This window comes from Candidatus Uabimicrobium amorphum (assembly GCF_009002475.1).
Lineage (GTDB): Bacteria > Planctomycetota > Uabimicrobiia > Uabimicrobiales > Uabimicrobiaceae > Uabimicrobium > Uabimicrobium amorphum.
On sequence record NZ_AP019860.1, the window covers coordinates 5,913,801 to 5,927,210 of the forward strand.

A 13,410-nucleotide genomic window follows, 5' to 3' on the forward strand; every position below is an offset into this window, starting at 1 on the left:
CGACAAACTTTGAAGAGGAGACACACATGGCTCACCAACATCACGGACACTGTCACCACCATCATCCGGATTTAAAAGGCAAAAAGCTAATGCTATCTATTCTTCTCAATACCGCGATTACTCTATCGCAGATAGTGGGAGGAATTATTTCGGGAAGTTTGTCGCTCATTTCCGATGCGTTGCATAACTTAAGCGATGTTATTTCTTTAGCCTTAAGTTATGTGGCCAACCGTCTGACTCAAAGAGAATATACTCACGAAACTACCTATGGTTACAAACGTGCTGAAATTATGGCCGCGTTTATCAACGCAGTTATTCTCATTGGTGTTGCACTTTTTCTTGTGAAAGAGGCTTTTGAGCGTTTGTACGATCCTATTGTTATTGATTCTACATGGGTAATTGTTTTGGCCATTCTAGGGATTGCGGTAAACGGCGGAAGTGTTTTGCTGTTGCGTAAAGAGGCAAAAGACAATATGAATATCGAGGCCGCTTCTCTGCACCTATTCTTTGATATGGTCACTTCTGTAGCGGTGTTGCTAGGAGGGGTTGCTATTTACACCATGCAAGTCTACTGGGTAGATAGTGTACTCTCCGTGTTGATCGCTATTTATTTGGTATACTCTTCCCTAGGACTTGTGATAAGAACACTTAAAATACTCATGCAATTCGCTCCACAAGGTATTGACCTTAACGAGATACAACAACAAATTTGCAAACTACCGGCCATTGCGAGCATTCATCATTTCCACTTATGGCAACTTAACGATCAGGAAATACATTGTGAAGCACGTGTTGATTTTGAAGAAGATTTAAAACTTAGCGAAGTTTGCAAGCATATCCGTGAAGTGGAAAATATATTGCGTGATGAATTTAATATCCACCATGTTACTTTGCAGGCGGAGTATGGTTGTACGAATAATAAGGCTCTTGTTTTTGATGAGCGTAAGCACTCACATACACATGCACATTCGCACTCACATACGCATTAGGTTGAATTTATATGGACGAACATCGATTACCAGATTCTTTTATTGAAAATGTAAAAACACGATCCTTACAAGAAATGTCTCCGCGTCAAGCCACAATACGTAGTTATCGTATTATGCAAGAGCTCGGTAGTGGTGCTATGGGAAACGTTTATCAAGCGATTGATACGCGGTCGAATAAAGTTGTTGCTATTAAAAGTATAAGATCATCTGGAAACCAGTCTCATCGCGATCGTTTTATACGTGAATATAAACTTCTTTCTATCATCAACCATGAAAACCTCATACGTGCATATGAGTTTTTTGAAGAAAATGGTTACCTGCATATGATTATTGAATATGTAGAGGGAGCGTCGCTGGAAGAGACACTTTTGAAAAAAGCTCCTCTAAATCTTAGTGACAAACTCGCCATTGCCAATAAAATTTGTCGTGGAATCGAAGTTCTAAATACCGCGGGTATCATACATCGCGATATAAAACCGGCAAATATAATGATCAATAGTGCCAAAGGTCTTACCAAGATACTGGATCTTGGTATCGGTAAAAATATAAAACAGATGGGCGAAAATCATCTGACTCTCGACGGACAGGTGTTGGGGACGGCGATGTATCTTAGTCCTGAGCAAACAAAAGGCAAAATTACCGCCACAAGTGATATCTTTTCTGTGGGGACTGTTCTTTATCAACTTTTCACAGATACTTGTCATTCGCCTTTTGACCGTAAAGGGATTTTTGAATGCTTTTTTGCCATCAATTCGTTTTCCCCTCTTGAAATTAAAGATGCTGTGCACTTAGAGCCAAGGTGGCTGTATGAAGAAGTCTCCCGTGTTGTCGCAAAAGCTATGGAGAAAGACTCTAATTGTCGATGGCAAAGCGCTGGACAGATGGCGCATATATTTGAAGAGTTGCACCAAAAATTACAGCATGCCACACAGAGAATGAGTAGTTTTCATATTACCGCGGTAAATCCACAGTTACTTCACTCCCTACACGCGGTGAAAATAAAAGTTCGCGATAGTGATCTTGTGACGCGTTATGTTCCGCAAATGGACTCTCCACCTGCGACAAAAACAAGTACACACACTACGCGTAGGCGATTGAATAAATATAAAGATCAACAGAAACCTAAATCCAATTATGCGGCATGGATGATCGCCCTACTAAGTGGTGCTTTCATCGGAGTTATCCTAATGTTCGTTGTGCAAAATTTTGCAGCGCTTGGCAATGAGGAGAAGCAAAATACTACGAGGAGTGCCTCTGTTAAAATCGAAACGCAAACTAAGATGCCCTTGCCTGCAAAAATATGGGACAAATGTTGGAATGAGAAACAAAAATATTTTGATTTCACTCAATTAGTGTGGAAAAACCTAAGACATCCTCAGCAAGTACAATACGCAGGAGAATACCAAAAATGGTATGCACAGCAACATAATTTACCTGTAGAGAAAGATTTTGTTTTACGCCGTGTGAACATGCGAATGATGCTGATACCTCCAGGGCTATTTTTTATGGGATCTCCTTATTTTGAAAGAGGAAGAAGTAATCAAGAACAACAACATAAAGTCCTGATTAGTAAATGTTTTTGGCTGGGTAAATACGAGGTGACATGCGAACAATGGAAGGATGTCACGGGAGAAAATCCTCTACAGCAAGACTTACGAGTCCACCGACAACATCCGATTGTCTTTGTTTCATATGAAGATATTCGCCGTAAATTGTTGCCAAAATTGGGAAAAAGTTTTCATTTGCCCACTGAGGCACAGTGGGAATACTCTTGTCGCGCAGGTACTACTTCCATTTTTTATTGGGGAAACGATATTGGCCTGGTCGGTAAACATGCAAATCTTGCCGATCAATTACTCAGCCAAATATCGTTTCGCATTCAACAAAGAGTGAGTGACGGATTTTATCTTTTAGCTCCCGTGGGTAGTTTGGGGCAAAATCCTTTTTTACTCCATGATATGATGGGCAATGTTTGGGAGTGGAATCGCGATTATTACGGACCGTACCAGCAGCTAAATCAAGTGCAAAAAGATCCACTAATGACGAAAGGATACTTGATTTCCATCCGCAGTGGGAGCTGGAGTCTGGTTCAGGAATCTTTAATGCGTAGCGCTTCGCGTCGCGGTTTTCATCCCTCTAAGCGTGTTGATTTTGTCGGGCTGCGCTTGATGCGCCGTTGTGACGAAAAATAATTTGGGTTTTCTTTTTCGAGTGAATGAATATGTCGATTAAATATATCATTGCAATTATCATTCTTTTTGTGGCGTATTATAAAAATTGGCGACATGTTTTTGCCTTTGGTGTTTCTCTCGGTTTGTTAATGTCGCTCCCGGTTATAAAAGAATTTATCATACCAACAAGAGGAGTTCTGGGTGCGGTCTATGCGGCGATGCTAATGGCCAATTTTGCGCATATTATACTTGTTGCCTCCATGCACTATGAAAACCACAGACTGTCAGGTTTATTTGCCAAGTTGACTTGGGGAGCTATTAAGGGCGCAGTGGTTGTCACGATTTTTTTTACCCTAGTCACTTTCGTTTTATCGGGGCTCGTGTACATTTTTTGGCCACATTCATGGCGGAAAATCGCAGAGAATTGTACCTTGGTTTTGTTGATGGGAGTAAATCTCTGTACCATTTCCTTTTCATTTAGCGTGTTTTTATCTGTGGTGTACGTGGCAGTAGAGATGACCTTTGACTCCAAATCTGGCAATCGTTATAAACCGCACAGTGCCATGACCAATGAAAATGTATATAGTAAAAAAACGACCAGAAACGAAAAACGTTACGATTACCACAATTACGAAATCCCCAATGCGCAAAAACGGTCCTTTTCCGGTCTCTATCAGAAGAAAACCGAAAAAAGTGATGCCTTGGCGGATCATCGCGTTTACGAAGGTTTAACAAAAGAAAAATTTATTCCAGATTCTTTTAACACGATACCGTTTGCCGCGTTCAAAAAAATAGCGTACTTCGTATTTGGAGTGGTGGCGTTGTTTTCCATCCTATTTCGCGGAGGCAAGCTCGATTTGTTTGACTCTAGCAAAAAGCGAGGAAATACCCAATATGTAGAGAGTCTACAAGAAGACTATGAGCGCTTGGTTGTGAAGGAAAGCAGTGATTTGCAAAGGAATTTACGCAATGCATGTAAAGTTTTGTGGAGTGAAAATGCTTCGTCGCGTGCATTGCAAAATGCTTTAAGTGCTTTGCAAGAGAACCGTTGTCGTGCAGGCGTCTCTGCTGCCCTAGCATCCTATTATCTTCAAAGAAGACATGAACAAAAGTACCTGATATTGTCTACGATATCTATCTTGTTAGGCGAAAATGTCACGAGAAAACACAGCAGCGGGGTTGAGTTGTTAACCAAAGAATGGTTGCAAAACAAAAAAGCCGTAAAATACGAAAACATGACCTTTGACAGAATATGTTTGACCACACATGTTTTTGCGGAAGTGAATAATATTCGTGCTTCTTTCTACGACCATAAAGCATATTCTTGTCTTTTTTTGCTACCGGTAACGCAACAGCCTATAGCACAGCAACCTGTAGCTCAACAGCCCATAGTGGTGAATAAACGCAGTGGTAAACGCCGTGCAAGCCGTCCACGCCGTCCTTATCGTAGACAAACACATAAAAAAATAGATCGTGCGATCTTGCCATTTTTGTGGAAAACATTGAACAGTCCGCGGTTATTCCCTGTTGCATTGTTGTGTTTAATCGAATATAGCAAAAAACCACAGGTTGATTTATTGGCGATCGCCCACAATGAAAACTCTACGGAAATGCAACGGGTTGTTGCGTCCATTTTACACTGGAAACATTCGCAAAAAATAGATAGCCAAATGCTCATTGACATACTGAACAATACCAATAATTCGCATTTACAACATGTCATATTGATGTGCTTGGGGGCAAGCTCTGATTCACTGTCTATTGATGTGGTGAGTAAATATATCACCCATACCAACGACTCTGTTCGGCGTGGAGCGGCATATGCGAGTTTGCAACACAAATCACCGGAGAATCTACATTTATATTTGCAAACAACAGCATACCAAAAGCAAGATTTTATCTATGCGGAAGCTTTACATAAAATTGACCGCAAACGCGCCGAGAAACTTTTGATAAACAAACTAAAAGAAGCGATTGCTGATCAAAAACAAAGTGAAATGAGATATCTATATATTGCCTTGCAAAAGTGGGTAGGAAAAAAGAAATTGAATAGCATTGAACGTCGTCGAGCGCGACGTTTAAGTGTTGAAAAGAGCGCCCGAGAATTGATCCGTGCGTGGGAAAAAGAGAACGCAGAATAATGGTAAACCCTCGAAAAAGACAACCCCTTTCACTCTCCTTTTGCGATGTATACAGTTTGTTTTCTTTACTTTTAGTCGTTGATTTGGTTATACTTAAATAAAATTGGCAGAAAATATATTCTATTTTTCTGAGGGTAAAATGAGAAATATAATGATGACCATTATGGTCACCTTCACCGGTATAATGAGCAGTATCACAGCCCAAGAGTGTTGTGGTGTTGCCGAAGATTTCAGTGTTGTCGCAGATGAAAATTTAGTGGATGTATTTGCGATTGGCAATGAACACGATATCCGTTTATATATACCTCCGCTGGCCAAAGAGGTTGGAAAAGAGACTCTTTTATTCAGGGGTTCTGGTTTACAAGGTTTTGTGAGTAATAAATCGCGATCTATACTCGCTGTGATGGAAAAAGAACATGTGAACTTGGTGAACAGTTCTGGAAAAATAATTCAACGAGGAATTGTTGGGCCGACAACAGCACTTGCATTTGACGAAGGTGAATTTGCTTTGCTGTCCAGTGACAAGGGAATGTTGTTCATTGATGAACACGGCGAACGCCGCGGACATGTGATGATTTCTGGTAAATTAAACGCTTGCGGTGTTGGCAAAGGACTGTTTGCGGTTACTAGCGTTGACGGCCACGTGTATTTTTTCAAAAATCCTAGTGGCAAAGATTTGTCTTTGCCCGGAAAGAAAAGTGCGCACGATACAACTCTACAATCACTCGTTTATCGCGAAGGAGAAACCAGCGAAATTTCTCTCGCGGTCCGCAAAATTTTTGTCGGAGTTGGCGCAAAAGATGTGATTTGGGGCGATGGTGTATTTGTCGTGACAAATCCTCAAAACAACTCGGTTTCGGTGTTTAATGACGCTGGTTTTCCTATTGATTTGAATTCAGCGCAAATAGTCGCAGAAGGTGGAAATAGAATATACACCGAAAGTAAACTTTCACAGGGACTTGCCTACGGCGCTGGTTCTTTTGTTGTGGCAAACGCCGAAACCGGTGTGAGTATTTTGAGAAAAGGCGAGGCAATTCAACACGTTGCACTATTAGATTCCTTGGGAAACAAAGGTCTCAACACTAAAGCGGTGAGTTTTTGTACAAATGCGCAAGGTCAAGGTGTCTTTGCCATTGTCATGTCCAATAGCCGCGTTTTTTTTATGTCGGCAGACGGCACTATTCTCGGAAGTAGAGAAACCGTCAAAAATCCGAAAAATATCGCGGCATTTAAAGTGCACAAACAAGTGTTACATGTTCCCGCATCTGTTCGAGCAAACACATTCGAGAATGCCATTCGTCAACTTGGTGGTAGTGCCGTGAAATCGACCATGTTTCCGAAAACAGTGGATGGATTTCAAATGTATCTCGACGCCGTGGGGGTTAGGTATTTTTCAGCAAGAGAAATGACCCGACCAAATCACCCAGATAAAGCCAAGCAGTGTGGTTTTGACAATTTTTTACCACCACACGAAGATTGGCCAAAGGGCGCTGCTCTTGCTCTGTTGGCAGATAAAATGCGTGCCCTAGTCAATGAGCCAGTGAAAATGCGTAATTGGTGGCGACCTTCGTGCTACAACTCCAAAGTGGGTGGTGCGAAAGGAAGTGACCACGTACAAGCCTTCGCTGTGGATTTGGACTTCAGGTCTGCACAAAGTCGTGCAAAGGCCCAAGCTTATTTGTGTCAAAATTACTGGAGCGGTGATTTGCAACTGTCCGTAGGACTTGGTGGTGTCACCATTCACTTGGGAATACTATCTCCTAAAGGAAAACGCAGTTGGAAATACAGCAGTTATACCAAATTACCCAATTCGGGAAATTGCTGGTAACCAACCAGTGTCGTTTTGTTTCACGATTGAAATGTAGGGGCGGACCTTGTGTCCGCCCGTCTTGTAAATACAGTTAGGCAAGCGTTTCTAACGCTAATTAGCGCTTTTTTCGTGGAGGAAAATAGCAATGACGAAAAAAGTAGTGAAACGTCAGTCCTTACAAAATATAGAAGACAGAACTTCCTATATGGGCTGTACATTCTATATCGAAAAAAAAATAGACAAAATCTTGCATAGTGATTTTACAAACTGTAGTTTTCGCAGCGAGGAACTTTATATTATTTCTATGCATGGTTGTACTTTTGCCAGTTGTAATTTTACGAAATTAACAATAGAGGCGTTGAACAATTGCACATTCAAAGACGGATATATAGACCATCTCTCCCTAAGTGGACCCTCTTATTTTGATTTTTTAGAAAATGTGAATGTCCACAACATTTGCCTACGAAATATCCAAAAACTTCCAGCAGATATCACTAAGTTTTCTCAGTTGAAAACATTAGATATTGCCGAAAACCGTCGCCTTTCTAAATTGCCAAAAAATATCCACCGTCTGCCGTTGTCGTTTCTCGACATTTCGCAAACGCTCATCAAAATTCAATCCACGGAAAATTTTTTACCCAATTGCCGCATCCGCAAGCACATGATCTATTCCGCGTACATACAGAAACGGCTACAATATAAGAATCCTTCGTGGAGTATCATTGATTCGATCGCCACAGACGCGGAAAAAAAAATATGGGCGGTGAGCAAAAATAAAATCTTACGCACCACACGGCTCGTCTATTGGCAAGATGAAAATTGGCAGGTCTACCCAAATGTTAAAAGAGTTTCGCATTTTAGAACGCTACAAGATGGAACACTGTATGCGGTAGGGGAAAAATGTTGGAGATGGAAAAACAGTGGATGGGAAATATTTCCCATACCTTTTGTTGTCGAAGATTTGTGGGGGCCATCACACGACGAAATTTATGCTTATAACAAAGACCACGTTTACTATTTTGATGGCAAAAATTGGCGTGAAGTTTCCGCACTAGAGGAACACTGTTATGTCGAATGGATATGCGAGGGATTGTTACACGACGACATTGTGCTTGGTGGACGACAAGTCATTCAAGATGGTATGTTTCATGAAATACAGAAACAAAGCGTTATGTTAAATGATGTGTACAATGGGATGCAAAGCGGTGAGTTAAGAGCCAACATATTTCATGTAACCGGTCGTAAAGATAAATGGTCTTTGCATGAATATAATTATCGCGTAAGCAAAGTAAAAAAAGTCCATTACGTGGGACCTAAAATGGTCACACTGGAGATGGACAATCAAAGTCTTATCGAAAATGGCGTGATGTTTTTTTCTCATGATACCTATCGTTCGCTATACCTAAACGCCCGATCGAAAATAACCAAAAAGGACAAGTCCTGTGTACTATGCCGCGTGGCACTATGGAAAGAATTACCACTCATTATAATGAAAAGCTCTGCCAATGCTATTTTTTGGGTTGTGTGGTGCAAAGACATTTATGAACTACAAGTGTCCGCCAAAATTATTCGCATAGATTTTTTGAAACCACACATCTTTGTCGTCACCAAAGATGATGTCTATCGCTATGATTTATATGACATATTGGTAAAAGATACGCCATTTCGCAAGTTAGATCGGTGAAATGCGATAGAAAATACCCTGTTTCTAAAACTATGCATGAACTTTTACACATAGTTTTAGAAAACACGATTATTCTAGCGTATTATTTCTTCTGTTGTTGTTTCATTACGCGGTGTAAAATGCGTCGCGCAATGTTTTGTACCATCTCAATTTGTTTGTTGCTGAGCTTAATTTCACCACGGAGAAACTTGGCAACACCAAGATCCATTTCGTATTTTTCCCCCTCGGATTTCATTTCGTGAACTGTACGCAATATGCCGCGCATTGCCCCTTCCATTTGCTCATTGGTAACCCCAGCATCTCCAAGCGACTTTTTGATGTTGCCCATTTCTTGCATCGAAACTCCCAAGCGTTTGTAGTGATGGATGATTTCATGATGTTTGTTGTCTTGTTTGTTGATTTCTTTCCACTTTTCCCAAGCTTGTTGTTCTGTCATTTCGCCTTTCGCTACTGCGGCCTTGAGTTTCTCACTGATTTCTGCTTTTTCGATACCGTGCCACAGTTCCTGGGCCCACTTTTCGCGCACTACACCCTTGGCAACGGCCATCTTGAGTTTGGGAGCGAGTTCGTGTTCTTTAAAATGCTGCCACTTTTCCCAAGCCTCTTTTTCACTGATTTCACCCTTCATTGCCGCAGCTTTGATTTTTTTACCGACACTATCAATCCATGCACCAATTTTTTCTTCGGCGTTGTGATGCTTGTCGCTAGCCATTTCTCGAAGCGTTTTCATCATCGCCGCGGCTTGGTCCAAAGAGAGATGACCTTCGGCAACTGCCTCGCCCAGTTTTCTTTCGACAGCATCAAAATTTTGTGTATATGTCCACGTTGTAAACAAGATGATAACGACTATTAATTTACCTATATTCATTTTAGATTCCTTTCCATAAATTGAGTGGAAAATTTTTAAAACGTCAATTCTTCCCAACTAAAATCATCTACGCGAATGATGTTATCTCTAGCGTTTTCCAAATTACGCAGTAAAGTAGATTCTTCCTTGGAAATAACACCTTCACTCACCGCCGTTTCAATATTTTGTATCAAAGGTTGCTTTTGCAATTCTCCTTTTTTGACCGCTTGGTTGATCTTGCGCAAAGTAGGTGCGGCCTCTTTCACTAACAGCAGGGTTTTTTCCAAATCGGCAAGAGGCTCGTTTTCTACGTAGTCAGGTTTGTATGCAAAGGTTAGATTGTCACGTTGTTCTCCGGGATTTTGGGGGATTTGCGCAACTTGATTGCTTAGTAAATCACGCGGCGCTTTGCCAAGTGGGTTAATGCGTAGACAAAACAGTTGAAATTTGCCGTACAGACCGCCAATGATCGGCACCTTGATGTTGTCGTAAATTCCAGCAAATGCTTGCTGAATTTGCCACAGTGCATACTCCATACACCACTCCACAACAACTAGGTCGCTTTTGTTGTCTCCTTCTTCATGATAACGACGCAGAACACATGTCCCGATGTACATCCAGGAGAGAATATCACTAAAGCGTCCGGCGAGGTTACCTTTCTTTTTTAATTGGCTACCCATCGAAATGGCCGCAACATCGGTTAAAGCGGCAAACTTCAGGGAAGCCCACTTTAATTTTTGGTAGTAGCGACGCGTTTTATTCCATTTGGGGGCGCGGAGAAAGTATCCTCTTGTGGTGCCTACCAGTAAGTGCATGACGGTATTTTTTGCCATAAAAAAAGAATGCGCGGCGAGGAGGGCAACAAATTTTCCGCCTTTTTCTTGTTGCAGCGCCTGAACTTGTCGATATAGATATGGATGGCAGCGAATGGTTCCCTGCCCAAAGATAATTAGTGTGCGCGTTAGAATATTTGCCCCTTCGACAGTGATGGCAATAGGTGCTGCTAAATACCCTTGGGCAATGGGGTTGTTGGGGCCAAGGCAAATGGCTTTTCCTGCCATGATATCCATCCCCTCGCCGATGGCCTCACGTCCTAGTTCGGTAAGGGAGTATTTGACAATGGCAGAGACAACCGATGGGTTGTGACCGTTGTCAATTGCTCCGCAGGTAAAAACGCGCGTTGCTTCCATCAAATAGCAAAAGCCAGCCATTTTCGCCAAAGGCTCGCGTATTCCTTCCATTTTGCCAATGGGTATCGAGAATTGTTCGCGGATCATCGAGTAGGCCGCGACACCACGTGTGGCCACATGTACTCCTGCTGTCGCAAAGCCCGGGAGTGAAATTCCGCGTCCGGCGGAAAGCGCTTCCATCAACATTCCCCAGCCTTTTCCCACATACTCACTACCACCGATGACATTTTCGAGGGGAACGACGACGTCTTTGCCACGTGTTGGTCCGTTGGGAAAACCGTTGTTTAGTGGATCGTGATAACGACCGATTTCCACTCCCTCTGTTTTTGCGTCTACCAAAATGCAGGTAATACCAATATCTTCACCTTTGCCTAAAATATTTTCGGGATCTCTTAGATAAAAAGCCAAACCAATCAATGTGGCGATGGGGGCAAGAGTAATATAGCGTTTGCTCCAATTGATGCGCACATATATTTTGTCGTCTTCGCCCTTAAATACAACGCCCTCTGATCTCAGTGATCCCGCGTCTGACCCTGCTTTTTCTTCGGTGAGAGCAAAACATGGAATGTCTTCGCCTTTGGCAAGACGTGGTAAGTAGTATTCTTTTTGTTCTTTTGTACCGTATTTGGCCAATAACTCGCTAGGACCCACAGAATTGGGTATCATTACCGTGACATTTAAATTCATCGAACGCACACCTAGTTTACCAAATATAGTGCTACAGGCCAGCGCACTAAAATGATGTCCGCCATATTCCTTAGGGATGACAAGTCCAAAAAAACGGTGTTCTCGTAAATAGTCCCACACCTCTTGTGGTAATTTTTTTTGCTTGCGTATTTCGTACTCGTTGACCATTTTACAGACTTCACTCACCGGACCATCGATAAACTCCTTCTCCTCTTTCGACAACTGCGGATAGGGTTCTTGCAGTATTTTTTTGAAATTTACTCTTCCACTGAATAAGTCGCCATCAATCCACACACTACCCGCTTCTAGAGCGGCGCGTTCCGTATCGGAAATTTTTGGCAATAAGTTATTTCTTTTGATAAAACGAATCATCCATCCAAACATCGCACTTCCTCCAACAAAAGCTTTTTATATAAGAGATATTATTATAGAATAATAATTGTTGTACGACACTCATTATTTGTTTTATTCCGAATATGTTACGACATTTGCTTTGTTTATGGTTAACGTAAAAAATGACGGAAAATTTTAGGAGATCTTACAATGTCTGCAAAACGTGCCATTATCATGGGAGCTGCGGGACGCGACTTTCATAACTTCAATACTTTTTTTCGCAACAATAGCGATTACCACGTTGTGGCGTTTACCGCGACACAAATTCCCAACATTGATGACAAGGTATATCCGCACATTCTTGCCGGAGAATTGTATCCGCAAGGTATTCCCATACTATCCGAAAACGATCTTGTCGATATCATCGCCAAAGAAAAAATAGATGTCGTGGTATTTGCTTACAGTGATGTGTCACACAAAGAGATCATGCATAAAGCCTCTATGGTGTTGGCTGTGGGAGCAGACTTTTGGCTACTTGGTGCAGAAAGTACCATGCTAAAATCTCAAAAACCCGTCATTTCAGTTTGTGCAACGCGAACTGGTTGTGGAAAGTCACAAACCGCACGTAAAATAACACAAATACTGAGTGCCAAGGGCAAAAAAGTCGCCGCCATTCGCCATCCGATGCCATACGGAGAACTCTCGAAACAAATCGTGCAAAAGTTTTCGTGTTTAGAAGACTTAAAAAAACACCAGTGCACCATCGAGGAAATGGAAGAGTATGAACCATATATTGCGATGGGAAGCTATATCTACGCAGGTATAGACTATGAGGCGATTGTTCGCGAAGCCGAAAAAGACGCGGATATCATTTTGTGGGATGGTGGCAACAATGACATACCATTTTATCAACCAGATCTAGAAATTGTGGTGGTCGATCCATTGCGACCAGGACACGAAGTAGAGTATTACCCCGGAGAGGTCAATCTACGCCGTGCTGATTATGTGATCATCAATAAGATCGACAGTGCAAATTACGAGGATGTTGTTCAGTTACGCCACAACATTATTGCGGTGAATTCACAAGCAACGCTTATCGAGGCGGCATCTCCTTTGACGGTAGAGAATTACAAGCAAATTAATGGTAAGAGAGTCGTGGTGATCGAAGACGGACCTACTCTCACACATGGGGAAATGAAATACGGTGCCGGAGTTTACGCTGCGAAAAAATATCGCGCAAAACAAATTCTCGATCCACGTCCATTTGTCGAAGGGGAAATGGCAGAAATTTTTGCGAAACATCCGCACATCGAGAATTCCATACCGGCGATGGGTTACAGTGAAAAACAATTGCGCGATTTAGAAACAACCGTCAATCGCATGGATTGCGACCTGGTGATTATTGGTACGCCCATTGATCTTAGTCGTGTTATTAAAATTGAAAAGCCTTGCGTGCGCGTACAATACGACTTGCAAGAGATTGGTACGCCGAATTTGGAAACGATATTAGAGGACTTTTTGGCCAAAAAATCAGTTTGAAATAAGTGGACGCAAAAGA

8 protein-coding genes are annotated in these 13,410 nt (G+C 41.9%); 6 read left to right on the top strand and 2 right to left on the bottom strand.

Features of this window, described 5'->3' with window-relative positions:
• Positions 1 to 26 precede the first annotated feature (26 nt).
• The 5 genes from UABAM_RS21465 to UABAM_RS21485 all read left to right on the top strand — a co-directional run bounded on the left by UABAM_RS21465 (position 27) and on the right by UABAM_RS21485 (position 8,795).
• Positions 27 to 989 (top strand): cation diffusion facilitator family transporter, encoded by a 963-nt coding sequence (locus tag UABAM_RS21465; RefSeq protein WP_151970043.1) that lies wholly within the window; start codon positions 27 to 29, stop codon positions 987 to 989.
• Positions 990 to 1,000: 11 nt separating this feature from the next.
• A complete protein-coding gene (locus tag UABAM_RS21470) occupies positions 1,001 to 3,181 on the top strand; it encodes a bifunctional serine/threonine-protein kinase/formylglycine-generating enzyme family protein (protein ID WP_151970044.1) in 2,181 nt (726 codons plus the stop codon).
• A 29-nt stretch (positions 3,182 to 3,210) separates the two neighbouring features.
• Positions 3,211 to 5,301 carry a HEAT repeat domain-containing protein gene (locus UABAM_RS21475; protein ID WP_151970045.1) on the top strand — a complete coding sequence of 697 codons (2,091 nt, stop codon included), beginning with the start codon at positions 3,211 to 3,213 and terminating at the stop codon, positions 5,299 to 5,301.
• A 139-nt stretch (positions 5,302 to 5,440) separates the two neighbouring features.
• Complete coding sequence (locus tag UABAM_RS21480; protein WP_151970046.1) at positions 5,441 to 7,129, top strand: D-Ala-D-Ala carboxypeptidase family metallohydrolase; 1,689 nt, start codon at positions 5,441 to 5,443, stop codon at positions 7,127 to 7,129.
• Between the two features lie 127 nt (positions 7,130 to 7,256).
• Positions 7,257 to 8,795 carry a hypothetical protein gene (locus UABAM_RS21485; protein ID WP_151970047.1) on the top strand — a complete coding sequence of 513 codons (1,539 nt, stop codon included), beginning with the start codon at positions 7,257 to 7,259 and terminating at the stop codon, positions 8,793 to 8,795.
• Between the two features lie 82 nt (positions 8,796 to 8,877).
• On the opposite strand, the gene UABAM_RS21490 is transcribed toward UABAM_RS21485, so the two are convergent.
• Positions 8,878 to 9,663: a hypothetical protein gene (locus UABAM_RS21490; protein WP_151970048.1), complete on the bottom strand. Its 786-nt coding sequence runs from the start codon at positions 9,661 to 9,663 to the stop codon at positions 8,878 to 8,880.
• 35 nt (positions 9,664 to 9,698) lie between these two features.
• Positions 9,699 to 11,903 carry an acyl-CoA dehydrogenase gene (locus UABAM_RS21495; protein WP_151970049.1) on the bottom strand — a complete coding sequence of 735 codons (2,205 nt, stop codon included), beginning with the start codon at positions 11,901 to 11,903 and terminating at the stop codon, positions 9,699 to 9,701.
• Between the two features lie 159 nt (positions 11,904 to 12,062).
• On the opposite strand from UABAM_RS21495, the gene UABAM_RS21500 reads away from it, so the two are divergent.
• Entirely contained in the window at positions 12,063 to 13,391 is a 1,329-nt protein-coding gene (locus UABAM_RS21500) for a cyclic 2,3-diphosphoglycerate synthase (RefSeq protein ID WP_151970050.1), read from the top strand.
• Positions 13,392 to 13,410: the final 19 nt, after the last annotated feature.